Below are 24155 nucleotides of genomic sequence, written 5' to 3' on the forward strand. Positions count from 1 at the left end.
CAAATGCATGTTGACGATAGCAGCCATGCCGAACAGGCATTTCAAATTTGAAGAGAGCATTGCGGTTCCCGGAAACCCGGTCAGAACTGATCCGCCTGACCGGTCACGAACCTGATGAAATGCCGGGTCGTATCGGTAAGGTTCTCATCCCTCCAGATCAGCGAGATCCGATGCTCGGCCACCGCTTCCTCGATCTCGATATATCGCACATTGGCAAAGCTGCTTCTGGCCAGCGATTGCGGAACCAGAGAGATCCCCATCCCCTGACCGACCAGCGCCACCACGGTAAACCAATGCTGAATCCGATAGCCATCGAAAGGCTCGGTATCCGCCGCCTGCAAAAGCGTGGCGATCTTGTCATGGAAATGCGGGGCGAACTCACGCGCGAAGATCAGCACCCGTTCACCCGCCAGATCAGAAACCCGTATCCGGCTGCGCCCCGCCAGGGGGTGGTCACGCGGCACACAGCACAGCATTCGTTCGGTGCCAAGCACATGTTCAGTGATCGCCTCGGGGAACGGTGCGGAATGGACGAAGCCGACATCGAGACGATGGGCAAGCAACGCCTCGACCTGACGAGAGGTATTCATCTCGTGCAGGCGCAACTCGATCTCGGGATAGGCTTCCTGCACCTCGCGCAATGTTTCGGCCAGCCGGCGAAACAGCATCGAGGGCACGAAGCCGATGGTGATCTTGCCGGCGACCTGCTTGGCCGCCTGCGCGGCCAGCGCCTCGGCCGCGTCGAGTTGACCCAGGATGCGCCGGGCATGTTCGGCATAGACGATCCCGGCGGGGGTCAGCCGCACCGCCTTGTGCGAACGCTCCATCAGCGCGAATCCGAGCGTCTGTTCAAGCTGCTTGAGACTGGCGCTCAGCGGCGGCTGAGAGATGTGCAACTTTTGCGCCGCGCGCCCGAAATGCAGCTCTTCCGCGAGGACGAGGAAATAGCGCAATTGTCGAAAGGTGATGGCCATAGCGGATGCTCATTCAGAAATACGTATCGAATTATAGGCCGATAGTATTGGAAATCATATCCTGAAATATGGCCTTCTCTTGCCGAACAGATCAGCCCGGAGTAGCCCATGCCCAAGGAAATCCATCAGAACATCCCCGACAGTTCCGGCATGAACGCCTTTCGCGCCGATCCCGCGATGGCCGATCTGCTGCGCATCTACCTGTCGCCCGAGATGGCAACGCTTGCCCTGACTCAGGCGGATCTGATGGGCGCGATGGTCGGCGGCAGGCTGGAGGAACTGGCGCTGAGCGCCGACAAGAACCCTCCGGTCCTGCATATTCGCGCCCGCAACGGGGCGCCGGATGAGAGGATCGTCAAGCATCCGGACTATGAGCAATTGGAGCAGGTCGCCTTCGGGGATTTCGGGCTGGCGGCAATGTCGCATCGGGCCGGGGTGTTCGGCGAGGACAGCAAGCTTCCCCCCCTGATGAAATACGCGCTGGTCTATCTGTTCGTGCAGGCCGAGTTCGGGCTGTGCTGCCCGCTCTCGATGACCGACTCGCTGACCCGCACATTGCTGCGTTTCGGCTCTGACGAGCTGATCTCGCGCTATGCCGAACCGCTGACCAGCCAGGACATGGACCAGCTTTTCCAGGGTGCGATGTTCATGACCGAGCAGGTGGCAGGCTCGGATGTGGGCGCCATCGACACCGTGGCCCGGCAGGTCGATGGCGAATGGCGGCTTTACGGCGACAAGTGGTTCTGTTCCAACCCCGATGCCGCGCTGGCGATGGTGCTGGCCCGGCCCGAGGGCGGGGCGGCGGGCACGCGCGGGTTGTCGCTGTTCCTGCTGCCGCGCGAGTTACCCGACGGGCGGCGCAATGCCTATCGTATCCTGCGGCTGAAGGACAAGCTGGGCACCCGGTCGATGGCCAGCGGCGAGATCGCGCTGGAAGGGGCCACGGCCTATCTGGTCGGCGATCCGGGACAGGGTTTCCGGCAGATGACCGACATGATCAACATGTCGCGGCTTGCCAATGGCGTGCGCTCGGCCGGTCTGATGCGGCGCTCGATCAGCGAGGCCTTGTTCATCGCCCGTAACCGCACCGCCTTCGGCAAGCGCCTGATCGAGTTGCCGCTGATGCGCCGCCAGCTTGCCAAGATGCTGGTCACCGCCGAACAGGGGCGCGCGATGGTGTTCCACACCGCCCGCGTGCTGGAAGCCTCCGACAAGGGCGATGCCGCCATGGCCAGGGTGCTGCGCATCCTGACTCCGCTGATCAAGTTCCGCACCTGCCGCGATGCCCGCAAACTGGCGGGAGACGCGATGGAGGTGCGGGGCGGCTGTGGCTATATCGAGGAATGGTCCGATGCGCGGGTGCTGCGGGATGCCCATCTGGGATCGATATGGGAAGGCACCAGCAATATCGTCGCGCTGGACGTCGCGCGCGCGGCGCGGCGCGAGGATGCGTTGACGGCGCTTGCCACCTATATCGATGATCTGATCTGCGAGACGGAGGCGATCCTGGGCCCCTTGCCCGGCTTTGGCGAGGCATTTCACCGCGCCGCGGATCTGCTGCATTCCGTCGCGGATGATCCCTCCCGCGAGATCGAGACGCGGCGGGCGGCAAGCGCGGTCTACAATGCCACTTCGGCCTGCATCATGGCGTGGGAGAGCGCCCGGTTGACATCGCTTGGCGCAGCGGGCGCCCCGGATCGCCTGCATCTGGCGCAAGCCGTGCTGCGCCACAAGTTAAGTGCGCGTGACCCGCTGGCCGCGCCGGAGGGCGAGGATGATGCGGTGCTGGACATGCTCGACGCCGAACCGGGCGAGGATGTTTTCGACCAATCGGTGCAATAACCGGCAGGTCGCGCAGGGTCGATTTCGGCTGTGTCGAGGACGGGCGGAACAGGCCCCACTCACTGCGATTGCTACGTCCCGCGCGGCTTGGCTCGTGTGGTCGGCGCGGCCTCGGTCGGGTCGTCGGGCCATGGGTGGCGGGGATAGCGGCCACGCATATCCTTGCGGACCTCGCCATAGGAAGACGCCCAGAAGCCGGGCAGGTCCATTGTCACCTGCACCGGCTTTCCCCCCGGCGACAACAGCGAGATGCGCAGGGGGCGCCCGCCGACCATCGGATGGCGGGTTACGCCGAAAAGTTCCTGCAGGCGCAGCTCGATCGACGGCGCCTCATGGTCGTAATCGATCGGCACCTTGCGCCCGAGCGGCGTGACGAAATGCGCCGGTATCTCGGCAGCGAGGCGTTGCTGACCGTCCCAACCGATCCGCGCCTTCAGGGCTTCACTCAGGTCCAGCGCGCGCAGATCGGCCTGCGTCCTGCAGCGCCCCAACCATGGCAGCAGCCAATCGCCATCGGCCAGCAGGCTGGCATCGTCCACCGGCCCCAGCCCCTCGACCAACGCGATGCGGGCGCGCAGGCGGGCAGCGGCAGGAGTCCATGGCAGCCCATCCTGCCGCAACCCCTCCAGCGCCGCGCGCGCCACCGCATCCTCCGGCGCGTCCTTCCAGATCCGGTCCGACAGCACCAGCGCCCCGAAACGCTCTTGCCGACGGGCCAATACACGGGCCTCGCGCCGCGACCATTCGCAGATCGCAACCTCTTCGATCTGCCCGCCGTAAAGCGCCCGCAATTCGGCGCCGTCCAGCCCGGCGGCCATGCGAATCCGTGCCTCGCGCTGATCGCCGTCCAGATCGACCGCGACGATCAGCCGTTGCCCGGCCAGAACATCGCCTTCTTCCAGCGCCGCCCCTTTGCCGCCCGACAGCACAAAACGCGGCACCTCGCCCTTGCGACGCAAGCCGATCCGGTCGGGATAGGCCAATGCGGCCATCGCGCCCGCTGACATTGGGTCGGCGTCGGGGGCCAGTTTCCGCAACCGCCGTGCCTCTTCGCGGATACGCTGCAAACCGGGGCGATGCAGGTCATGGGGGTAACGGTCCGCAAAAGCCTCGGGGTCGCGGATCGCCGCCAGCCGCAGCGCCAGGTCCGAGGGCGCGCCACGCAGAGGATCGCGATCCGACAAAAGCGCCGCCAGATCCGCCGCTCCGCGCCCGGCAAGCAGCAGCATATGCGCCAATCTCGGATGCAGGGGCAGCCGCGCCAGTGCCTTGCCGTGGCCGGTGATCCGCCCTGCCCGGTCCAGTGCCCCAAGTTCCGTCAACAAAGTCCGGGCCTCGGTGAACGCCCCCTCAGGGGGAGGCGTCAGGAACGCCAGATCGGCGGGTTCCGCCCCCCATGCGGCCAGCTCCAAAGCCAGCCCGGTCAGATCGGCGACCGTGATCTCGGGCGGAGCGAATGCGGGGAGCGCCCCCTCTTCGGCCCGCGCCCACATGCGGTAGCAGATGCCCGGCGCCACACGCCCCGCGCGCCCCCGGCGCTGGCCCGCCTCGGCGCGGCTGACACGCTCGGTCACCAGCCGCGACATGCCGCTACCGGGATCGAAACGCGCGCGCCGCGACCGGCCGGCATCCACGACCACCCGCACCTCGGGGATGGTCAGCGAGGTTTCGGCAATCGCCGTCGCCAGCACGATCCGCCGCCTGTCCCCCGGCGGCGCAAGCGCCGCCCGCTGCGCCTTGGCATCCAGCGCCCCGTAAAGCGGCAGCACCTCGCAGCCCGTCGCTCCCAGCATGCCGGAAACACGCCGGATCTCTCCCTCTCCCGGCAGGAAGGCGAGGACCGTGCCGCCGGTCTCGCGTGTTTCCTCCTCGGCCCGCAGGATCAGCCGCGCCGCCTCGTCGGCCATCCGTGCCCGCGCGGGCAAGGGCCGTTCCAGCCATCGAGTTTCGACCTCGAAGGCCCGCCCCTCGGATCGCATCACCGGCGCATCGTCCAATAGCGCCGCGACCGGTTCGGCCTCCAGCGTGGCCGACATCACCAGCACCGCCAGGTCCTCGCGCAGCGCTTCGCGCGCCTCCCAGACCAGCGCAAGGCCCAGATCGGCGTTCAGGCTGCGCTCATGGAATTCGTCGAAGATCACGCAGCCGACGCCGTCCAGCGACGGGTCCGACTGGATCATCCGGGTCAGGATACCCTCTGTGACGACCTCGATCCGACTGCCCGGCACCGCCTCGCCCCGGATACGATAACCGACTTGACCGCCGGGAGCTTCACCCAGTCCCGACGCAAGACGTTCGGCCGCCGCCCGCGCAGCCAACCGCCGCGGCTCCAGCATGACGATCTTGCCGCGGGTCTGGTCCACCAGGGCCAGAGGCACCCGCGTCGTCTTGCCTGCTCCTGGCGGCGCGACCAGCACCGCCCGGCCATGCGCAGACATCACGTCGCGCAGGGCAGGAATTACATCGTCTATGGGCAACTTTTCAAGCATTTGCGGCGTTATGGCAGAAGCGCGAAAGACACGAAAGGCGGTCGTGATCTATGCAAAGCCGCATGGCCGACCTATCTTCCGGAGAAACGGGGCAAGGATAACAGGTGAAATGGGAATCGGCAGTGATCTGATGCGCGGGCTCGGCTTTGGCGATCCGGTGATCCGCTTGGGCGTCACCGGGCTGTCGCGCGCAGGCAAGACGGTGTTCATCACCTCGCTGGTGGCCAACCTGATGGATCGCGGACGCATGCATGCGCTGAGGGCTGCCGCGGATGGCAGCCTCAAGACTGCGTGGCTGCAGCCTCAGCCTGATGACACCGTGCCACGCTTCGATTTCGAGCGCCACCTTGCCGCCATGACCGGAACCGAGCCGCATTGGCCCGACAGCACGCGCCATGTCAGCCAGTTGCGCCTGTCCCTGCGGATAGAGCCGCGCGGGTTGTTTTCCGGTTTGCGCGGACCACAAACCGTGCACCTGGATATCGTCGATTATCCGGGCGAATGGCTGCTGGATCTGCGGTTGATGGAAAAGGACTTCGGGGATTGGTCCACCGAAGTTCTCTCGCGGATCGATGGCCGCCCCGGCGCGGGGGAATATCTCGACGCGTTGTCCGGGCTCGATCCCGTCGACCGGTTCGACGAGCCGACCGCGCAGCGCCTTGCCGAAGCCTATACCGCCCATCTGCAGGCCACGCGCGAGGCGGGTTGGTCGGATTGCACCCCCGGCCGCTTCCTGATCCCCGGCGAATTGGCGGGCTCACCCGCGCTGACATTCGCGCCCTTGCCTGAAGGTTTACAGGGCGGCAAGCTCTACAAGGAGTTCCGGCGCCGCTTCGATGCCTATAAATCGCGGGTCGTGAAGCCCTTTTTCCGCGACCATTTCGCCCGGATCGACCGGCAGGTGGTGCTGGTCGATGTGCTGGGCGCGATCCATCAGGGCCCGCAGGCGGTCGAGGATATGCGCCGCGCCATGGCCGATATCCTGACCGCCTTCCGTCCCGGCCGCGCGGGATGGCTGGCGCAGCTTCTGGGCACAAGGCGGGTCGAGCGTATCCTGTTTGCCGCCACCAAGGCCGATCACCTGCACCACACCCAGCATAACCGCCTGACCGCGATCCTTTCCGCCACGCTGCGCGAGGCCCGCGACCGCGCCGATTTCTCGGGCGCGCGGACCGAGGCCATGGCCATCGCCGCATTACGCGCCACGACCGAGGACATAATCCGGAAGGAAGGCGATGAACTGCCCGCCGTTCGCGGACGATTGACGGACGGGCGGCAGGCGGCATTCTATCCGGGAGAACTGCCCGCCGATCCGTCGCAATTGCTGAACCCGGCCCGTGACGGCGCGCAGGACTGGCTGGATGGCGATTACGCCGTGATGAATTTCGCCCCCGCGCCAATGACCCGCCGTCCCGGGGACGGTCCACCTCATATCCGGCTGGATCGCGCCGCCGAATTCCTGATCGGAGACATGCTGTGAGCGACAATCCCAAGCGCAGCCCCGTGCTGATCGAACTGGACGCCCCCACCTCCACCGAGTCAGCAGCCGGCCCAAGCCAGGAGGCGCGGGACGATGCGGGCCGAGCCCAGCCCAACCCCGCCGACGCGCCCCCCATCGACGAGACGGACAGCGCTCTGCCCCGCCCACGCACGATGGAGATGGTTACGCGGCTGGTCGGCCGACCGCCCTCACCCTTGACACGGCTGTTCATCAATTCCGGCGTAGCGCTGTTCGTATTTCTGCTGACCATTGCCGCGCTGGATTTCATCGCCGGACTGTTGGACAGCTATCCGCTTCTCGGCTGGATCGGCATCGGGCTGTTGGGCCTGTTCACCTTCGCCAGCCTGGGGATGGCATGGCGCGAATACCGGGCATGGGCGCGTTTTGCCCGGATCGACGCGATCCAGCGGCAGGCCGGGCAGGCGCTGGCCGAGGACAGCACCGACAAGGCGCGGCGGGTCATCGATCAACTGGTGTCGCTGTATCATCCCCGCGCCGATCTGAAATGGGGCCGTGAACGGCTCGCCGAGAGGCGGGATGAGGCTTATGACGCCAAGAGCCTAATCACCATGGCCGAAACCGAACTCATGGCGCAACTGGACCAGGAAGCTCGCCGAGAAATCGAGGCCGCCGCCCGTACCGTCGCCGCCGCCACCGCGCTGATCCCGCTGGCATTGGCCGATGTCGCCGCCGCGCTAGCCGCCAATCTGCGGATGATCCGGCGCATGGCCGAGATCTATGGCGGCCGCGCCGGAACGGTCGGAAGCTGGCGGCTGGCGCGCACCGTGATGACCCATCTGGTCGCCACCGGAGCGGTCGCGGCGGGCGATGACCTGATCCATACCGTCGCCGGCGGGGGCGTACTTGCCAAGCTGTCGCGCCGTTTCGGCGAAGGCGTGGTCAATGGCGCTTTGACGGCCCGTGTCGGCATTGCCGCGATGGAGGTCTGTCGTCCCCTGCCATTCCTTGCCCAGCCCAGCCCCAAGGTGGGTAATCTGATCGCGCGCGGATTGCGGGGATTGTTCGGCAGCGATGACAGCGGCAGGTGAATCCGCCCGATGCCCCTCCGGCGAATTTGTCTTGCGATCACAAGGAAAACACCTTAAACGGGATGCGCTACGTTATCGCTTCTTCGACCTGTCTCCTTTATCTGGCTTCAGTCTTAGAGTTTGAACTGACAAAGCCGGGTTCGTCGCACTCAAGCGGACGACATAAATTAAGGAGATCTCACGATGGCTAATGGCACCGTGAAATGGTTCAACGCAACCAAAGGTTATGGCTTCATCGCGCCGGAAAATGGCAACCGGGACGTGTTCCTGCATATTTCGGCTCTGGAGCGTTCCAACCTGTCCGCTCCCGCCGATGGTCAGGCCGTGACTTTCGACATCGAAACCGGTCGTGACGGACGCGAGTCGGCGATCAACGTCTCTTTCGCCTGAGCACGTTTCACACCTATTCGGTAGGTTTGACGCAAGCCCTCGCCTTTCCCGGCGGGGGCTTTTCTTATGGGGGTGGCGCAAAAGGTCTCGGTAGAACCGTGGTCGGCCAATCGACATCGCGGTGCGGCCAGTTATAAAATCCGGCCAGTTCACCCAATGACTGCAGGTCCCATGCCCTTCCAGAAGATCGAAGCCGAAAAGCTTTCCGACGCGGTGATCCGCCAGATCGAGGAATTGATCCTGCAAGGCGTGCTGTCCCCATCCGAGCGCCTGCCCTCCGAACGCGACCTAGCCGAGACGATGGGTGTTTCACGTCCCTCTCTGCGCGAAGCCTTGTCGCGCCTGCAAAAGGACGGGTTGCTGGTCGCCCGACCGGGTTCGGGGATCTATGTCGCCGAGGTTCTGGGCTCGGCCTTTTCTCCCGCGCTGGTTCGGCTGATCGCCCGCCATCCCCGCGCAACCTCCGATTACCTGGCCTTTCGCAAGGATCTGGAGGGGCTGGCCGCCGAGCGAGCGGCGCAATCGGCCGACGAAGTCGACCTGGCCGTGATCGATGCAGCCTTTCGCAAGATGGAGACGGCCCATGCCGACCCCGATCCACAGATCGAGGCAAGGCTGGACGTGGGTTTTCACATGGCTATCGTCGAGGCCAGCCACAACGTCATCGCCCTGCATATGATGCGCTCGATGCAGGAATTGCTGCAGGCCGGTGTCTTTCGGAACCGCGCCCGGATTTTTGCCGCGACCGACCTGCGCAACCAGTTGCTGGAGCAGCATCGCGCGATCAATGCCGCCATCCAGACCCGCGACGGAGCGCTGGCGCGGCAACGGATCGGGATTCACCTGGATTTCGTGGCTGAACAACTGCTGCTGCAGCAACGCGCCGATGAGAAAGCCGATCTTGCGCGGCTCCGCCTGCGCGGCGAGGAAACCAAGGGCTGAGACAACTGGCTGGTTTTTGTTAACAAAAATTGTCACGCGCCTTGAGCCCAACACAAATCAACGCCAGACTGACCGGCAGGCGGGATTATCCGCCCAAATTCAATCTGGGGGAACAGAACATGCGGGGATTTCGGAAACTGGCACAGGCCACAAGCCTTGTCGCATTCATCTATGGATCGGGTTATGCCGTGGCCGGACCTGCCGATCCCTCGAAATTCGAGCCGGTGCAATACGAGCCGCAAAAGGTGCTTTATGACTGGAACTACGCAACCCCGCATGAGGGGCTGCGCGCGCTCGGTTACATCAAGAATCATATCAAGGCGATGGAGGAGTTCGGCGATCTCGAGAACTCGGATTTCGTGATCGTCGCACATGGCAATGACCTGCACGCGCTGTCGCGCCTTAATAGCGAGGCTTTTCCCGACGCCTATGACCAGTTGAAGGAACTGTCGGATCTGGGCGTGAAAATCCATGTCTGCCGGAATGCCGCGAAGGGACGGGGCTATGAACCGGACGAGTTCTACGACATGATCACCGTCGTCCCCGCAGCAGTGATCGATATCGCGAAATATCAGAACATGGGATATAGCTACATGTATCCCGCACTGCATCCACGGATGACACGGGAAGAAGATATCATCCCGCAATATCCCGAAGTCACCATGGATGAATGATCGGCCCGGCCCGCGGCGACCGGTCCAATCCCTGTGCCGCGGGCCATGGATAACGGTCCCGTTTGCTTTCCCAACCTGGTGGCACGACAAGGAAAAACCCCGGCCCTAGGGGCCGGGGTCTGGTTCACTGTCCGTCGTGTTTGGCTTAGTTCAACCGACGCGCCACGTCTTCGATGGCGTCATCGATACCGTCAGAACGCTTCCCGGCCTTGACCTGAGCTGCCAGCAGCTCGGATGCGGCGGCCACGGATGCCTGAACAGCTTGCCCCTGAACGGCGCGAATGGCGTCCTTCTCGGCACTGGCAATCTGATCCTCGGCCCCCTTCAGGCGGCGTTGGATCGAGACCTTGAGATCCTCCTTGGCCTTGGCGGCCTGTGCCTCGGCCTCGCGGCGGGCATTCGAGATGATCTCGTCCGCCTGCCCCTGCACCTCGCGCTGGCGACGCTCGTAGCTGGCATAGATCTCCTGCGCTTCTTCGCGCAGGCGGCGGGCCTCGTCCAGATCCTTGCGGATACCGTCGGCACGCTCGTCCAGCTTGCCGCCGACGATCGAGGGCACCTTGTAATAGATCAGGATGCCGATGAAGACCAGGAAGGCCAGCAACACGATGAAATCGGTATTGCGCAGCGAAAAGAACGGACCGCTTGCCGCCGCCGCCGGAGTGGCGGCCAGCAGGGTGATGGCGATTGCGCTGATGCGTTTCATTGCAAGGCCCCCTTCAAGCGGTTCTCGACGGCACTGTCCACCGCACCCTGATCGACATCGCCACCAAAACTGCGCACCAGTTCGGCAGTGACGTCGCGGGCAACCTCGCGCGCGTCGGTTGCAGCGGATTCGCGGATCTCGCGGATACGCTTTTCGGATTCCGCGGTACGGGCCGCGATCTCGGAATCGGCATGGGCGATAGCGGTGTCGAGTTCCTTCTGGATCTCGGCCCGGTTCGCCTCGACGATCTTATGCGCTTCGGTCCGCGCATCGGCCAGCGCCTTGTCATAGGCGGCCTCGGCCTCTTTCGCCTTCTGCTTGAACTCCTCGGCAGCCATGAGGTCGCCTGTGATGGCGCCCTGACGGTCTGACAGGACAGAGGCGATCCGGGGCAATGCGATCCGGGACAACACCCAGTACAGCACCGCCAGCGTGACGATGAGCCAGAAAATCTGGTTCGGGAAGGTGCTGAAATCCAGCTGCGGCATGCCCGAGGATTGCTCGGCGCCATGACCGGCCGCAGCGGCGGCTTCTTCCGTATGTTCGACCGCTTCGGTTGCGGCCTCTTGCAACAGGCTGATCATATCCTACCCCTTGGCCTATCAGGTCACGATGGGGCGGAGGCGAACCCCCACCCCGCCGCAAGGATGGCGAAGGATCAGACCGCGAACATCAGCAGAAGCGCGACGAGGAACGCGAAGATCCCCAGGGCTTCCGCGAAGGCGATGCCGATGAACAGCGTAGCGGTTTGACCGCCGGCAGCCGACGGGTTGCGCAGCGCACCCGAGAGGAAGTTCCCGGCGACGTTGCCCACACCAACGGCGGCAGCGCCCGAACCGATGGCGGCCAGACCGGCACCGATATACTGTCCGAGTTCGGCGATATTCCCTTCCATGATGGATCTCCTTGCGGTTGGAAGTAATGAATGAGGATGAACCTGCCCTGCCCCGGCCTTAGTGAGCCGGATGCAGCGCGTCTTTCAGATAGACGCAGGTCAGGATGGTAAAGACATAGGCCTGGATGAAGGCGACCAGCACCTCGAGGCCATACATGGCCGTCACGGCGAGGATCGACACGGGCGAGATGACGGCGATGGCAGAGAAGCCTGCAAAGACCTTGATCACGGCGTGCCCGGCCATCATGTTGCCGGCAAGACGAATGGAGTGGCTGACCGGACGGACGAAATAGCTGATCACCTCGATCACCGCCAGGATGGGCCGCAGCACCAGCGGCGCGGAGGTCACCCAGAACAGGCCGAGGAATTGCGCGCCGTTCTTGACGAAACCAAGCACGGTGACGCTGACGAACACGGCCAGTGCCAGCACGCCGGTCACGGCGATATGCGATGTGACGGTGAAGGCCTTGGGCAGCAGGCCCAGCATGTTCGAGAACACGATGAACATGAACAACGTCATGATATAAGGGAAATATTTCAACCCGTCCTTGCCGGTGACATCCTCGACCATCTTGTAGACCATGCCATAGGCCAGTTCGGCGACGGTTTGCACACGGTTGGGAACGATGGCCCGTCCGCGGGTGCCGGCCACCAGAAGCGCGATGATCGCGGCGGCGACAATGAACAGCCACAGTGTCACGTTGGTCGGCGTGTACCAATGCACCTCGCCCGTCCCGAACAGGGGCTTAACGAGGAACTGGTCCATCGGGTGGAAAGACAGGCCAGCTTCTTCACCATGCGCGTCGGATGCCACGATCAATCCCTCTTTTCCCTGTCCGGCGCTGTCTCGCCGGGCTTTGTGTCAATTTCGGACGCGGTGCGCATCATCGTCTTGATGCCGGCCGCGAAGCCGAGAAATACGAACAGGATCATCAGGAACGGCGTCGTGCCGAACAGATAATCCAGACCAAAACCGATCCCGAAGCCAAGCCCGATGCCCGCCACGAGTTCGATCACCATACGCCAGGCAATGTGCGCCTGATCATAGGCTGCCTTCGGCCTTTCGGCTTCGGGCTTTGGGGTCATGCGGGACAGCCGCTCCTCCAGATCGCGCAGGCGTCGGGTCTCTTCGCCCTTGTCCGCGCCATTCCGGGGCCCTTCGGCCATCTGTCACGCCCCCGTTATTGCTCGAGCCGGTGTCTAGGGTGGATCCGCGCCCAAGTCAAGCAACTGGAGCCATTATGTAAATTGTTGTTTTTCATTGATTTTTATTCGATCACGATTCTTGCAAGCAGCTTGCATTCCGATGAAGCGACGGACATTATTCAACCGCCAAGTTGAGCATCCCGCGCTATCCGCCCCATTCCACGACCAAGGGACCGACTCCCATGCCCGCCCCTTCCCCCGACCGGCTGGACCTGATCTTCGCCGCCCTCGCAGATCCGACGCGCAGAAAGGTGCTGTCGATGCTGCTAGAGGACGACATGGCGGTCAGTGACGTGGCAGCCCCCTTCGAGATGAGCCTTGCGGCGATCTCGAAACATCTGGCGGTACTTGCGGCGGCGGGACTGATCCGGCAGGAACGGCGGGGCCGGATCAACTGGTGCATGCTGGATCCCGAGGGGATGCGTGCGGCTTCGGTCTGGATGCAGGGTTTCGGGCAGTTCGATCCGGTGGATCTGGACGAGTTCGAGCGGTTTCTGGATGTACAGATGCGCGAATGGGGCGAGGATCAGGCATGATGATGCTGCGTTATCCGGCGATGGCCGAGGCCGGATCGGGGCTCTGCCCCGTCGCCGTTCCGGCGACTCCCCGGGATATTTGGATGAAGAAGAAGCGGTACAGGGTGGGAATGGCATGAGCCTTCGCCCGGACATTCTCTGTATCGGCGCGATGCTGTGGGACGTGATCGGGCGGGCACCCCGGCGGATGGCCTCCGGTGCCGATGTGCCCGGACGGATCAGGCATTTGCCGGGGGGCGTGGCGCTGAATGTCGCCATCGCGCTGGCGCGGTGGGAGTTGCGGCCCGCCGTGCTGTCGGCGGTGGGGCGCGATCCCGAGGGCGAAGCGCTGCTGGCAGAGGCCGAACGCCGCGGCGTGCTGACCGGCTGGCTGACGCGCGATGCCGGGCCGCCCACCGATTGCTACATGGGGATCGAGGACAGCCAGGGCCTGATCGCCGCCATCGCCGATGTCCACGGGCTGGAACAGGCGGGCGATGCGATCCTTGCGCCGCTCTCCGGCGATCTGGCCGGATGGACCGGGCCGGTGGTGCTGGACGGCAACCTGACCGAGGAACTGCTGGCCGCGATTGCGCGTGATCCCGCATTGTCCGGGGCCGATCTCCGCGTCGTTCCCGCCAGCCCCGGCAAGGCCGAGCGGTTGGAGCCGCTGATTGCCTCCCGCCGCGGTTGCTTCTATCTCAACCGGCTGGAGGCCGAGATCCTCGCCGGTCGAGCCTGCCCCGACGCGGCCTCTGCCGCCGAGGCCGTGGTCGCGCGCGGGGCGGCGCGGGTGCTGGTCACCGATGGTCCCCACCCCGCCGCCGAGGCCGTCGCGGGCGGCGCGACCCTGACCGCCGATCCGCCCCCTGTCACCGTGGCGCGCGTCACCGGGGCGGGCGATTGCTTTCTGGCCGCGCATCTGGCGGCCGAATTGAACCACCAGCCGCGCGATGCGGCCCTGCGGCGGGCGGTTGAATCCGCCGCTGCACATGTTTCGGGAAAGGATGTTCCATGAAAGACGCACCGCTGACATTTTCGCCCGAGGTCTCGGCCGCGCTGACCGATGGCCGCCCGGTCGTGGCGCTGGAGTCGACGATCATCACCCATGGGATGCCCTATCCGCAGAACCTGGAAATGGCGCGCGAGGTCGAAGAGGTTATCCGCCGCGCGGGCGCCACTCCCGCCACGATTGCGGTCATGGGCGGGCAGATCCATATCGGTCTGACGGATTCGTCGCTGGAGGCGCTGGCGCAAACCCCGTCCGACCAGGCCATGAAGCTTTCGCGCGCCGATCTGGCGATTTGCCTGACCATGGGCCGCACCGGCGCGACCACCGTCGCCGCAACGATGATCTGCGCCCATCTGGCGGGCATCCGGGTCTTTGCCACCGGCGGCATCGGCGGGGTTCATCGTGGCGCCGAAAACAGTTTTGACATCTCTGCCGACCTTCAGGAACTGGCGCAGACCCCGGTGACAGTGGTCGCGGCGGGTGCCAAGGCGATCCTCGATCTGCCCAAGACCTGGGAGGTTCTGGAAACGCTCGGCGTGCCGGTTATCGCCTATGGGCAGGATGAATTGCCCGCCTTCTGGTCACGCGATTCAGGTATCGCGGCAGCGCTGCGGATGGACAGCCCCGCCGAGATCGCTGCCAGCGCCGCGATGCGTGCCCGGATCGGCCTGAAAGGCGGACAGCTGGTCGCCAACCCCATCCCGGCTGAGGCGGAGATCCCGCGCGACGAGATTATGCCGGTGATCGAACGGGCATTGTCCGAGGCCGAGGCGCAGGGCATCGCCGCCAAATTGGTCACACCTTTCCTGCTGCAACGGATTTTCGAGCTGACCGAAGGGCGGTCCCTGCAATCGAATATCGCGCTGGTGATGAACAACGCGCGATTGGCCGCGGGCATCGCCTCAGCCATGAGCATCGAGGCGTGAAGCCACATTCTGCAGGGGTTTGCCGTTCCTGATATGCCGCGTGACAAGGCGGCGGGCCCTTTGCGTCTTCATCAGGTTGGCGGCGGGGAATACCGCCCCGAGATCCCCGAATATCTCGGCATATTCCGCGACCACCGCCTTGGGCAGCACATGCAGCGCCTCCTCGCCGGGATAGAAGCTCTCGCTCCAGCAGCCATCGGCCTCGATGATCTCATGGGTTTCGAAGACAAGGTGGATATAAGTCACCGGCTTGTCGGGACAGGGCTGCGACACGCCCGGCAAATCCAGCAATGCCTTGGCCGGAATCAGCGCTGTCGATCCGGTCATCCGGCCGGCGATCCTGCTGTTGACGAGAATGCGATGCTGCGGCGAGACTCGCATATCCCGTCGCGGAACGCCCTCTCCCAGGGCCCCCGCTGAGATGACCACCGGCCACAGATGGCTGCGTTCCTGCAATTCCCGCAGTCCGAGCGTTCGGCTGTGAAGGGCACGCAGTTTCCCGGCACTGCCGTCATAGGTCGGCACTGCCTCGCCCGGTTGCAGCGTGCCGATCTCTTTCTCGCCTGCCACCGTCCGGATCATCGTGCCATCGGTGAAGCAGATGACATTGAGATTTGCCCTGTTCAGATCCGCCGTGGTCGTGTTCAGCACCTGGACGAAACCGTCGCCCGAACCTCCGGACAGATCGATCAGGATCGAGCCGTCATCCATCTCGGTCGTTGCGGTCACGACATCATCCATTGTCTGGAAATAGGATCCCAGGTCGATGACATCGCCGCCCTCTGCCTCGAAATCGGCGATGAGATCCGCCGCACCGCCGCCGAGTCCCTCTCCGGCGAACCAATCCGCGCCCGCGCCGCCGGTCAAACTGTCATCGCCATCGCCCCCGTCGATATAATCCGCACCCGTTCCACCATCGATACTGTCGCCGCCCTCGCCGCCGAAGATGCGATCGTCCCCGCCCGCGCCAAGCAAGCTGTCAGCGTTCACGCCCCCGTAGATGTCTTCGTGGAAGAACTGCCCTTGCACGGTCGTCAGCGTGGAACCCGCAGTCTGTGCCGAGAGCAGGGTCATGCGCGCGAAATCGTCGGCACTCCGTGCGGCGTCGCCGCTCAGCCCTTCGATGGCGCTGGCCAGATCGGCGTAATGCGGCGAGAAGGAAGGGGATTCAGCCCAGATGTCGTGCGACGGTGTGCCGGGAAGACCCGATTCATAGACCCTGGCGGCGGTTCCGATCAGATAGGTTTCTGCCGTACCGTCGCCATCGGCGTCATAATCGAGGTAATTCGCACCGCCGCTCATCCCGCCGACGATATCGGCATCCTCGACGCGGAAATAGCCGCCGATATCGCCATTCACATCCTGCTCGGTATAGGAAGTCAATGTTCCACTCGCCTGGTGGAGCGTCCCCTCCTGACCGTCCAGCGAATTCGCCGCCCCCGGATACCCGGTGATCGTGACCGTGCCCGACAGGTCATTCGGATCATTGGCGATCAGAAGCGGGACGGCCGGACCATCATAGAACTCACCCGTACTGGCGAGGCGGTCGCCGACATGCATGCTCATGTCGAATCCCGCCTTCACGAAATCCACGGTTCCGTCGCCATCGGTATCGTCACGATAGGCGTCCCAGGGCTCGCCGCCCTCGGGCAGGGTATAGTCCAGTTCGGTCGTGCCGTGGCGCTCTGCCTCGCCCATCAGGCTACGCTGAGGGATCGCGCTGCTGCCGCCCCCCGGAGCCGGATCGTGATTGGCGCTGAAATATATTCCGCCACCAATATGCATGCCCGAGAACTTGACGTCCACCGAGGTCAGATGTTCGTCCTCGGTCGAATTCGGATCGACGATTTCAAGAACCATGATTTTCCCGTGTTGCCTACGAATGCTGAAAGCAGACCGACTGGCAAAACTGGAACTCGGTACAAATTGTTAACCCAACCACGGAACTCGGAAACAATCTGCTGAACTCGTCATAGCATAGGCGATTTCGGCAGTCTGCCGAAATGACCGTGACGTAGCGTCCCGAAGCAGAAAAAATCCACTATTATCAACCACTACACGAATATTCTACGATCATGATCAAAAAATACCCGTTACAGGTGATTTAGCCTCTTGACCGAGACGCTGCCTGCCCTGTTCTCTGCATCCCATGCCGGATCATGACTTCACACCGCTGCAACTGCCGCCTCGCAAGCCGGGGCTACTGGCGATGCTGCGCTCGAATTTTCTTGCGGGGCTGGTGGTTGTCGCGCCGATAGGCATCACCGTCTGGCTGATCTGGACGCTGACCGGCTGGATGGACAGTTGGGTGCTGCCGATGATCCCGGCCCGCTGGAGGCCAGAGCATTACGTGGGCATCAACCTGCGCGGCCTCGGCGTGGTCGTCTTCCTGCTGTTCACCGTGCTGATCGGGTGGATGGCCAAGGGCTGGCTGGGCAGGGCCCTGCTGCGCACCGGCGAACAGATCGTCGCCCGGATGCCCATCATCCGCTCGGTCTATGGCGGACTCAAGCAGATCGCCGAAACCATCCTGTCGCAGAGCGAGGCACGGTTCGATCGTGCCTGCCTGATCGAATATCCCCGCAAGGGATTATGGGGGGTGGGTTTTGTCGCGGGTCCCGCGAAGGGAGAAATCCTCGAGCACAGTTCCGAAGACCTGATCGCCGTCTTTGTCCCGACGACGCCCAACCCGACCTCGGGCTTCCTGATCTACACCCCCGCCAAGGATGTAGTGTTCCTGGACATGTCGGTCGAAGACGCTGCCAAGCTGGTGATCTCGGCCGGGCTGGTCTATCCGCCAGCGAAAAAATCCAAGCCCAAGAACGACAAGCCCCCGAAACCCGCATAACTGGAAGGCTGCCCGGCTTTCCTGGCCAGCCCCTTCTTTTTCATAAAAATATCCCCGCCGGAGGCATCTGTGCTCGCAGACGCGCCGAGGCCGGAAAGATGCGAATCAACCCTCGTCCGGCATTTGCGCGCGCAGGCCCTCGACCGCGGCGGTCAGCCCTTCTGCTGGCACGCCCCGCAAAAGCTCGTCGCCGATTACGAAGGTCGGCGTGCCCATGATTGCCATCCGCTCGGCGAGCTGGTGGTTCTCGCGCAGCACGTCGCTGACCTCGTCGGTATTCATCCGGTTCACGACCTCCTCGGCATCGACCCCGATCTTTTCCGCGACACCCTTGAGCGCTTCGATGGTTGCCGGGCTGCGCAGGGCGATCAACTCGTCATGGGCCTTCATATAGGCCTCGTCCCCGGCGATCTGCTTGACGGCCACGGCAAAGCGGGACGATGCCTCGCTATCCTGCCCAAGAATCGGAAACTCCTTCAGGATCAGCTTGATATTACCATCATCCTCGACGATCTTCTTGACCTCGTCATTGAAGCGGCGGCAGACGCCACAACGATAATCGATGAATTCGACCATGGTCAGGTCGCCATCCGGGTTGCCGCCCACCCATGAATGCCCATCCTCGAAAATCGCCTCGCGATTCGCATCGACCAGTTGCTGATCGTTCTCCACCGTCTCGGCGGCGCGGCGCTCCTCCAGCACGTTGATCGATTCGACCAGCACCTCGGGATTGGCCATCAGGTATTCGCGCACCGCTTCGCCAAAGGCGGTTTTCTCCTCTTCGGACATCGAATTGATATCGAAAGCCATTACCGGGGTCGCGGTCAGCAGCAGCGCGGCGATCAGTCGTTTCATCGAAAACCTCTGGACATAATTCCAACGCAACTTGGCCTCTGGGCGCGGCAATGGCAAGAAATGCCGCAACACGGCTCTGTGAAGCCGCCAAAAGGCTAGAGCCCGCCGCCGCGCCACGTTAAGAAGGCGCAAAACGAATATCGAGGCCGAGCATGCGACAATCCGCCCGCGGACAGGTTGATCCGTTCATCGTCATGGATGTGATGGCGGCTGCGGCAAGGGCAGAAGCCGCGGGCCGCGACATCATCCATATGGAGGTCGGTCAGCCTGGCACCCCCGCCCCTGCAGGCGCGCGCAAGGCGCTGGCCTCGGCGCTGGAACAACCGCTTGGCTATACCGTCGCCCTTGGATTGCCGGAATTGCGTCAGGGCATCGCGGATTTGTACCGGCGCTGGTACGGGGTCGATCTCGATCCGGCCCGCGTGGTGGTGACATCGGGCAGCAGCGGGGCATTCATCCTCGCCTTCTCGGCCCTGTTCGATTCCGGCGACCGGGTGGCGATGGGCTACCCCGGCTATCCCAGCTATCGCCAGATCCTGCGGGCCATGTCGCTGGAGCCTGTCGGGATCGAGACCCGGCCCGAAGACCGCTATCAACCCCGCCCCGAGGCGCTACCCGATGCGGAAGGGTTGATCCTTGCCTCGCCCGGCAATCCCTCGGGGACCGTGTTGCGGCCGGACGAGATGCGGGCGCTGACGCAAGCTGCGACAGCCAAGGGCATGGCGGTGATCTCGGACGAGATTTACCACGGTCTCAGCTATGGTGACCGATGCCATTCGGCACTTGAGATTACGGATGAGGTTTTCGTCGTAAACTCTTTCAGTAAATACTTTTCCATGACCGGATGGCGGGTTGGCTGGATGATCGTTCCGGAAACGCATCTACGCACGGTCGAGCGTCTGGCCCAGAACCTGTTCATCTGCCCGCCTCATGCCAGCCAGGTCGCGGCATTGGCGGCGCTCGACTGCGAAGAAGAGGCGCAGGCCAATCTCGCCGTTTATCGCGAGAACCGCCGCCTGATGCTGGAGGGGTTGCCAAAAGCCGGCTTCACCCGGATCGCCCCGCCCGAAGGGGCGTTCTACATCTATGCCGATGTTTCGGAATTTACGGATAACGCGCTGGAATTTGCGACGGAAATTCTCGATCATGCCGGGGTGGCGGTGACTCCGGGGCTGGATTTCGATCCGGACCGGGGCGCACGAACCCTGCGTTTCTCCTATGCACGCGCCACGGCCGATATTGCCGAAGGGTTGCGGCGACTGACGGAGTTTATGGCGTCAAGATGAATTATGCCTTGCCCAGATGGCTCTTGATTTGCCTGCTATTGCTGATCTCTTCCGTCGCATCGGCGCAAGAGGCCGCGCGGCTGAATGTCGGCGCCTCGTCCCTGACCGCCGATGAAAAGGGATGGGGATGGGGCCGCGAGCCGGTGCTGGAACTGAAACTGGTGCTGAGCAAGGCAGTGCCCTATCGCGCCGTCGTTGTGGGCGATCCGGTGCGGTTGATCGTCGATTTGAAAAGCGCCGATTTCACCGGATTGCGGACCGAGGACCTGTTTGGTCACGACGCCGTCCCGGCGATCCGTTGGGGAGGACTTCGGCGGGGCTGGTCCCGCATCGTATTGGAACTCCCCGGACCCTACAGAATTACCAGCGCAGGACAGCGGACCAAGGCTCCGCAGCCGGTCATCCGGATCGCGCTCGAACCCGTTTCCGATGATGAATTCGCTCCGCTGCCCAGTGCCACCGCGGCGCTAAGGAATTTGCCTGCCCCTGCGGAACTGCCCGAACCCGCAGCCCAGCCCGAAGGTCTGACGGTGGTGCTTGACCCCGGGCATGGCGGGTTCGATCCCGGCGCGCAGGCAGGCGGAGAGACCGAGGCCGATGTGGTCCTGGGCTTTGCGAAAGAGCTGCGAACCGCGTTGGAGGCGCAGGGTATCACGGTCAGGATGACGCGGGAAAATGACAGCTTTGTCAGGCTGGAAAAACGAATGACACTGGCGCGGGACGCAGGGGCCGACTTGTTCCTGTCACTCCATGCCGATGCCTTGCCGAGCGGTCAGGCGGCGGGGGCGACCATATTTGTCTGGAACCCCAAGTCCAATGGACGCGCGGCCGAGCAACTGGCGACGCGCCACGATCGCAAAGACCTGCTATCCGGAATCGACCTGACGGGCAAGGATGACAGGCTGGCCTCGGTGATGATGGATTTCGCCCGCACCGATACCCAACCGAGATCCGAGAATTTCGCCAGATTCCTGACCTCGCGCATGGCCTTGCAAGGGATCGGATTGCACAACCGGCCAGTGCAGGGTGCCGCGTTCTCGGTGCTGAAATCGCCCGACATCCCCTCGGCCCTGCTTGAACTGGGCTTCATCACCGATGAACGCGACCGCGCCAATCTTACCGATCCGCAATGGCGGGCCCGCATGGTGCGCGTGCTTGTCGAGGCGATCACCGGTTGGGCTCGGGACGAGCAGTTCCGCGAGACGAATTTGCGTCACTGAATGACCCGATCCACCCGTTTCCAGCCGATCGCCGCGGCAATCGCTCGTCCGACGACTAGGTATTTACCGCAATCAAATGACCCAGTGTTGTTTTGACGCTTGTTGACGCTCCCGTTATAGACTGGGGCAAATAGCGAAAGGCCTTTCCTCCGTGCTGCGCAGCATTCTTTCATTTTTCGGCGCGATCTTCTCGTGGTTCGTGACCGCCTGTTTCTTCATCGCGCTGACGCTTGGCGGGATTTTCTGGATGTATTCCCGTGACCTGCCAAGCCACGAGCAATTGGCGCGCTACACGCCCAAGACCATCAGCCGCGTCTATTCGAGCGAAGGCCGCCTGATCGACGAATTCGCCGAGGAGCGGCGGATTTTCGTTCCCGTGGAAGAGATCCCCGATCTGGTGAAGCAGGCCTTCATCAGCGCCGAGGACAAGAATTTCTACAACCATCCCGGCTATGACATTCACGGGATCGCCGGAGCCGCATGGCAAGCGGTCCGCAGCGGCGGAGAAAGTGTGCGGGGCGCCTCGACCATCACCCAACAGGTGATGAAGAACTTCCTGCTCTCCAGCGATCGCAGCGTCGAACGCAAGGTCAAGGAACTGATCCTGGCTTCGCGTCTGGAGCATTCGCTGACCAAGGACCAGATCCTCGAATTGTATCTAAACGAGATCTACCTGGGTCAGAACAGCTACGGTGTGGCCGCCGCCGCGCAGACATTCTTCAACAAGTCGCTGTCCGAACTGGCCCCGCACGAAGCAGCGATGCTGGCGGCCATGCCGCAGGCACCGGGCCGCTATCATCCCGTCCGCGCCAAGGAGCGGGTGACGGAGCGGCGCAACTACGTGCTGCGCGAAATGTGGCAGAACGGTTATATCGACGAGGCGACCTATGAGGCCGAGGCGAAGCTGCCGCTCAAATCCGTGCAGAACGGAGATTATCCGTCCTTCCGCGAACAGATGCCCACGCGCGATTATTTCACCGACGAAATCCGGCGACAGCTCAGCCGTGAATTCGGACAAGAGGAATTCTTCGGAGGTGGCTTGACGGTCCGTGCGACGGTCGATCCGAAAATGCAGGATCAGGCCGCCGGTGCATTGCGCGAAGCACTTGAGAAATATGACCGCGGTCTTGGCATCTGGAACGGCACGGGCGAGACGATCCCGCCCGAGAAGCTGACCGACGAGGCATCCTGGCGCGGTGCGCTATGGGATTTGCGGGTGCCGCGCGACATTCCCGGCTGGTATCCTGCCGTGGTGCTGGAACTGGGCGAGCAGGATGCGCGCATCGGCATCGAGGGCATCGAAGAGGATTCCGACGGCCACTGGATCCCGGCCAAGGACGTGCAATGGGCGCGCAAGCGTTTGGAAGATGGCAGCCTGGCAGCCCGCGCAAATGTCGCGAGCGATCTGCTCGAGATCGGCGATGTCGTCTTGGTGCGCGCCATGACCAGCGACAGCGATGGCAGCTTCATCCGCTGGACCTTGCGGCAAGTGCCCCGCATCCAGGGCGGTTTCATGGCCATGGACGTCAATACCGGTCGCGTCATCGCCATGCAGGGCGGCTTTTCCTACCAGTCCTCGGTCTTCAACCGTGCCACGCAGGCGCAGCGGCAGCCGGGTTCCAGCTTCAAACCCTTCGTCTATGCCGCCGCACTGGACAATAACTATACCCCCGCGACGATCGTCGTGGACGAACCGATCCGCGTGAATACTCCCGACGGATTGTGGGAACCCAAGAACTCCAGCGGTCGCCATTACGGCCCGACCCCGCTGCGGACGGGCATCGAGCAGTCGCGCAACCTGATGACGATCCGCATCGCGCGGGATATCGGCATGGAGATAGTCGCGAAATATGCCGAGAAATTCGGTGTCTACGACCATCTCAAGCCATTCCTCGCCAACTCGCTCGGCGCGCAGGAGACGACGCTGTTCAAGATGGTTGCCGCCTATGCGATGTTTGCCAATGGCGGCGAGCGGGTGGAACCCACGCTGGTCGACCGGGTGCAGGACCGCCGCGGCCGGACGATCTATCGCCATGATCGCCGGGTCTGCGAGACCTGCGGCATGCAGGCGCTGCCCGCAGGCCGTGCCCCGGTGATCGAAAGCAATCGAGAACGGGTCATGGATGCCGTCACCGCCTATCAGCTGACCTCTATGCTGGAAGGGGTCGTCCAGCGCGGATCGGGAAGCGGTGTGAACCTGCCCGTGCCGATCGCCGGCAAGACAGGCACCACGAATGACGCCAAGGATGTCTGGTTCATCGGGTTCTCCAGCAATATCGTGGCCGGCTGCTATCTTGGCTACGACCAGCCGCGCGGCCTCGGCTCGCATGCCTATGGCGGGACATTATGCGTACCGGTCTTCAATGCCTTCATGCGCGAGGCAGTGAAGGAATTCGGCGGCACCGAGTTCAAGGTTCCGCCGGGCGGTTACTGGGTCAAGATCGACCGCGTCACCGGTCAACGCCTGCCCGACGATGCGCGCGGTCCCAATGTCATCGCCGAGTATTTCCGCGACGGCACCGATCCCGACTGGCTTTCGCCCTATGTCGTCGCCGGTTTCGGCGAAGAAAATGTCGTCCTGCCCTGGGAAGCCGGTTCCGACAGCGGAACCTCGGTCACCACCTCGACCGGAGAGCGCAAGGTCATCCCGAAGAAAGCGGATTTTGGGACGATGTCCTCGGGCGGGCTGTATTGATTGCGTCCCGCGCCGGCCGGGGGGGTTCACCCCCCCCCGGCGCCCCCCGTGGGATATTTGCATGAAGAAGAATCTGCGGGATCGGGGCTCGTTTCGGACAGCCGGTTTGTCGCGCAGGCTCTTGCTGTAT

The 24155-nt window shown here is 63.4% G+C and carries 22 protein-coding genes; 13 read left to right on the top strand and 9 right to left on the bottom strand.

The window, feature by feature from the left end:
* Positions 1–80: 80 nt before the first annotated feature.
* A complete protein-coding gene (locus JHX88_RS12955; protein ID WP_076523258.1) occupies positions 81–974 on the bottom strand; it encodes a LysR family transcriptional regulator in 894 nt (297 codons plus the stop codon).
* A gap of 108 nt (positions 975–1082) precedes the next feature.
* On the opposite strand from JHX88_RS12955, the gene JHX88_RS12960 reads away from it, so the two are divergent.
* Complete coding sequence (locus JHX88_RS12960) at positions 1083–2816, top strand: acyl-CoA dehydrogenase family protein (protein WP_076523260.1); 1734 nt, start codon at positions 1083–1085, stop codon at positions 2814–2816.
* A gap of 71 nt (positions 2817–2887) precedes the next feature.
* Here JHX88_RS12960 and hrpB read toward each other — a convergent pair whose 3' ends face one another.
* Positions 2888–5305: an ATP-dependent helicase HrpB gene (hrpB, locus tag JHX88_RS12965; protein ID WP_076523262.1), complete on the bottom strand. Its 2418-nt coding sequence runs from the start codon at positions 5303–5305 to the stop codon at positions 2888–2890.
* A gap of 109 nt (positions 5306–5414) precedes the next feature.
* On the opposite strand from hrpB, the gene JHX88_RS12970 reads away from it, so the two are divergent.
* The 5 genes from JHX88_RS12970 (at position 5415) to JHX88_RS12990 (ending at position 9861) form a co-directional block, all read left to right on the top strand.
* Positions 5415–6785 carry a YcjX family GTP-binding protein gene (locus tag JHX88_RS12970; protein ID WP_076523264.1) on the top strand — a complete coding sequence of 457 codons (1371 nt, stop codon included), beginning with the start codon at positions 5415–5417 and terminating at the stop codon, positions 6783–6785.
* The gene (locus JHX88_RS12975) at positions 6782–7855 is read left to right on the top strand and encodes a YcjF family protein (RefSeq protein ID WP_076523266.1); all 1074 of its coding nucleotides are present in this window, start codon (positions 6782–6784) and stop codon (positions 7853–7855) included. The genes JHX88_RS12970 and JHX88_RS12975 overlap by 4 nt, the downstream gene beginning before the upstream one ends.
* Before the next feature lie 183 nt (positions 7856–8038).
* The gene (locus JHX88_RS12980; RefSeq protein ID WP_076523268.1) at positions 8039–8245 is read left to right on the top strand and encodes a cold-shock protein; all 207 of its coding nucleotides are present in this window, start codon (positions 8039–8041) and stop codon (positions 8243–8245) included.
* A gap of 171 nt (positions 8246–8416) precedes the next feature.
* Positions 8417–9187: a FadR/GntR family transcriptional regulator gene (locus tag JHX88_RS12985; protein WP_076523270.1), complete on the top strand. Its 771-nt coding sequence runs from the start codon at positions 8417–8419 to the stop codon at positions 9185–9187.
* A gap of 119 nt (positions 9188–9306) precedes the next feature.
* Positions 9307–9861, top strand: a complete 555-nt coding sequence (locus JHX88_RS12990) for a DsrE family protein (RefSeq protein WP_076523776.1) — start codon at positions 9307–9309, stop codon at positions 9859–9861.
* Between the two features lie 145 nt (positions 9862–10006).
* On the opposite strand, the gene JHX88_RS12995 is transcribed toward JHX88_RS12990, so the two are convergent.
* From JHX88_RS12995 to JHX88_RS13015, 5 genes are all read right to left on the bottom strand, one after another.
* Positions 10007–10567 (bottom strand): F0F1 ATP synthase subunit B, encoded by a 561-nt coding sequence (locus JHX88_RS12995; protein WP_076523272.1) that lies wholly within the window; start codon positions 10565–10567, stop codon positions 10007–10009.
* Positions 10564–11151 carry a F0F1 ATP synthase subunit B' gene (locus JHX88_RS13000; protein WP_084202840.1) on the bottom strand — a complete coding sequence of 196 codons (588 nt, stop codon included), beginning with the start codon at positions 11149–11151 and terminating at the stop codon, positions 10564–10566. Before JHX88_RS13000 ends, JHX88_RS12995 begins: the two co-directional genes overlap by 4 nt.
* Positions 11152–11225: 74 nt before the next feature.
* A complete protein-coding gene (locus JHX88_RS13005) occupies positions 11226–11462 on the bottom strand; it encodes a F0F1 ATP synthase subunit C (RefSeq protein ID WP_076523274.1) in 237 nt (78 codons plus the stop codon).
* Between the two features lie 58 nt (positions 11463–11520).
* On the bottom strand, positions 11521–12228 hold the full coding sequence (locus JHX88_RS13010) for a F0F1 ATP synthase subunit A (RefSeq protein ID WP_084202876.1): 708 nt from the start codon (positions 12226–12228) through the stop codon (positions 11521–11523).
* A gap of 50 nt (positions 12229–12278) precedes the next feature.
* Positions 12279–12629, bottom strand: a complete 351-nt coding sequence (locus tag JHX88_RS13015; RefSeq protein ID WP_076523276.1) for an AtpZ/AtpI family protein — start codon at positions 12627–12629, stop codon at positions 12279–12281.
* Between the two features lie 221 nt (positions 12630–12850).
* Here JHX88_RS13015 and JHX88_RS13020 point away from each other — a divergent pair, with 221 nt between their 5' ends.
* The 3 genes from JHX88_RS13020 to JHX88_RS13030 all read left to right on the top strand — a co-directional run bounded on the left by JHX88_RS13020 (position 12851) and on the right by JHX88_RS13030 (position 15121).
* The gene (locus tag JHX88_RS13020; protein ID WP_076523784.1) at positions 12851–13204 is read left to right on the top strand and encodes an ArsR/SmtB family transcription factor; all 354 of its coding nucleotides are present in this window, start codon (positions 12851–12853) and stop codon (positions 13202–13204) included.
* Between the two features lie 115 nt (positions 13205–13319).
* A complete protein-coding gene (locus JHX88_RS13025; protein ID WP_076523278.1) occupies positions 13320–14201 on the top strand; it encodes a PfkB family carbohydrate kinase in 882 nt (293 codons plus the stop codon).
* Positions 14198–15121 (top strand): pseudouridine-5'-phosphate glycosidase, encoded by a 924-nt coding sequence (locus JHX88_RS13030; RefSeq protein WP_076523280.1) that lies wholly within the window; start codon positions 14198–14200, stop codon positions 15119–15121. The genes JHX88_RS13025 and JHX88_RS13030 overlap by 4 nt, the downstream gene beginning before the upstream one ends.
* Here the strand turns inward: JHX88_RS13030 and JHX88_RS13035 are convergent.
* A complete protein-coding gene (locus tag JHX88_RS13035) occupies positions 15098–16981 on the bottom strand; it encodes a Hint domain-containing protein (RefSeq protein ID WP_076523282.1) in 1884 nt (627 codons plus the stop codon). The two genes, JHX88_RS13030 and JHX88_RS13035, sit on opposite strands and share 24 nt — an antisense overlap.
* A gap of 289 nt (positions 16982–17270) precedes the next feature.
* On the opposite strand from JHX88_RS13035, the gene JHX88_RS13040 reads away from it, so the two are divergent.
* Complete coding sequence (locus JHX88_RS13040) at positions 17271–17969, top strand: DUF502 domain-containing protein (RefSeq protein WP_076523284.1); 699 nt, start codon at positions 17271–17273, stop codon at positions 17967–17969.
* A gap of 105 nt (positions 17970–18074) precedes the next feature.
* Here the strand turns inward: JHX88_RS13040 and JHX88_RS13045 are convergent, their stop codons facing one another.
* Positions 18075–18824, bottom strand: coding sequence for a DsbA family protein (locus JHX88_RS13045; protein WP_076523286.1), 750 nt, complete (start codon positions 18822–18824; stop codon positions 18075–18077).
* A 152-nt stretch (positions 18825–18976) separates the two neighbouring features.
* On the opposite strand from JHX88_RS13045, the gene JHX88_RS13050 reads away from it, so the two are divergent.
* The 3 genes from JHX88_RS13050 (at position 18977) to JHX88_RS13060 (ending at position 24025) form a co-directional block, all read left to right on the top strand.
* Positions 18977–20110, top strand: a complete 1134-nt coding sequence (locus tag JHX88_RS13050; protein ID WP_076523288.1) for a pyridoxal phosphate-dependent aminotransferase — start codon at positions 18977–18979, stop codon at positions 20108–20110.
* On the top strand, positions 20107–21330 hold the full coding sequence (locus tag JHX88_RS13055; RefSeq protein WP_076523290.1) for an N-acetylmuramoyl-L-alanine amidase: 1224 nt from the start codon (positions 20107–20109) through the stop codon (positions 21328–21330). Before JHX88_RS13050 ends, JHX88_RS13055 begins: the two co-directional genes overlap by 4 nt.
* Positions 21331–21481: 151 nt before the next feature.
* Positions 21482–24025 (top strand): penicillin-binding protein 1A, encoded by a 2544-nt coding sequence (locus JHX88_RS13060; RefSeq protein WP_076523292.1) that lies wholly within the window; start codon positions 21482–21484, stop codon positions 24023–24025.
* Positions 24026–24155 lie beyond the last annotated feature (130 nt).

Source organism: Paracoccus saliphilus, assembly GCF_028553805.1.
In the GTDB taxonomy this organism is placed as follows: Bacteria; Pseudomonadota; Alphaproteobacteria; order Rhodobacterales; family Rhodobacteraceae; genus Paracoccus; species Paracoccus saliphilus.

Coding starts and splice junctions, on each gene's coding strand:
- JHX88_RS12955 (WP_076523258.1), bottom strand. CDS start 974: ATGGCCATCACCTTTCGACAATTGCGCTATTTCCTCGTCCTCGCGGAA.
- JHX88_RS12960 (WP_076523260.1), top strand. CDS start 1,083: ATGCCCAAGGAAATCCATCAGAACATCCCCGACAGTTCCGGCATGAAC.
- hrpB (WP_076523262.1), bottom strand. CDS start 5,305: ATGCTTGAAAAGTTGCCCATAGACGATGTAATTCCTGCCCTGCGCGAC.
- JHX88_RS12970 (WP_076523264.1), top strand. CDS start 5,415: ATGGGAATCGGCAGTGATCTGATGCGCGGGCTCGGCTTTGGCGATCCG.
- JHX88_RS12980 (WP_076523268.1), top strand. CDS start 8,039: ATGGCTAATGGCACCGTGAAATGGTTCAACGCAACCAAAGGTTATGGC.
- JHX88_RS12985 (WP_076523270.1), top strand. CDS start 8,417: ATGCCCTTCCAGAAGATCGAAGCCGAAAAGCTTTCCGACGCGGTGATC.
- JHX88_RS12990 (WP_076523776.1), top strand. CDS start 9,307: ATGCGGGGATTTCGGAAACTGGCACAGGCCACAAGCCTTGTCGCATTC.
- JHX88_RS12995 (WP_076523272.1), bottom strand. CDS start 10,567: ATGAAACGCATCAGCGCAATCGCCATCACCCTGCTGGCCGCCACTCCG.
- JHX88_RS13000 (WP_084202840.1), bottom strand. CDS start 11,151: ATGATCAGCCTGTTGCAAGAGGCCGCAACCGAAGCGGTCGAACATACG.
- JHX88_RS13005 (WP_076523274.1), bottom strand. CDS start 11,462: ATGGAAGGGAATATCGCCGAACTCGGACAGTATATCGGTGCCGGTCTG.
- JHX88_RS13010 (WP_084202876.1), bottom strand. CDS start 12,228: ATGGACCAGTTCCTCGTTAAGCCCCTGTTCGGGACGGGCGAGGTGCAT.
- JHX88_RS13015 (WP_076523276.1), bottom strand. CDS start 12,629: ATGGCCGAAGGGCCCCGGAATGGCGCGGACAAGGGCGAAGAGACCCGA.
- JHX88_RS13020 (WP_076523784.1), top strand. CDS start 12,851: ATGCCCGCCCCTTCCCCCGACCGGCTGGACCTGATCTTCGCCGCCCTC.
- JHX88_RS13025 (WP_076523278.1), top strand. CDS start 13,320: ATGAGCCTTCGCCCGGACATTCTCTGTATCGGCGCGATGCTGTGGGAC.
- JHX88_RS13030 (WP_076523280.1), top strand. CDS start 14,198: ATGAAAGACGCACCGCTGACATTTTCGCCCGAGGTCTCGGCCGCGCTG.
- JHX88_RS13035 (WP_076523282.1), bottom strand. CDS start 16,981: ATGGTTCTTGAAATCGTCGATCCGAATTCGACCGAGGACGAACATCTG.
- JHX88_RS13040 (WP_076523284.1), top strand. CDS start 17,271: ATGCCGGATCATGACTTCACACCGCTGCAACTGCCGCCTCGCAAGCCG.
- JHX88_RS13045 (WP_076523286.1), bottom strand. CDS start 18,824: ATGAAACGACTGATCGCCGCGCTGCTGCTGACCGCGACCCCGGTAATG.
- JHX88_RS13050 (WP_076523288.1), top strand. CDS start 18,977: ATGCGACAATCCGCCCGCGGACAGGTTGATCCGTTCATCGTCATGGAT.
- JHX88_RS13055 (WP_076523290.1), top strand. CDS start 20,107: ATGAATTATGCCTTGCCCAGATGGCTCTTGATTTGCCTGCTATTGCTG.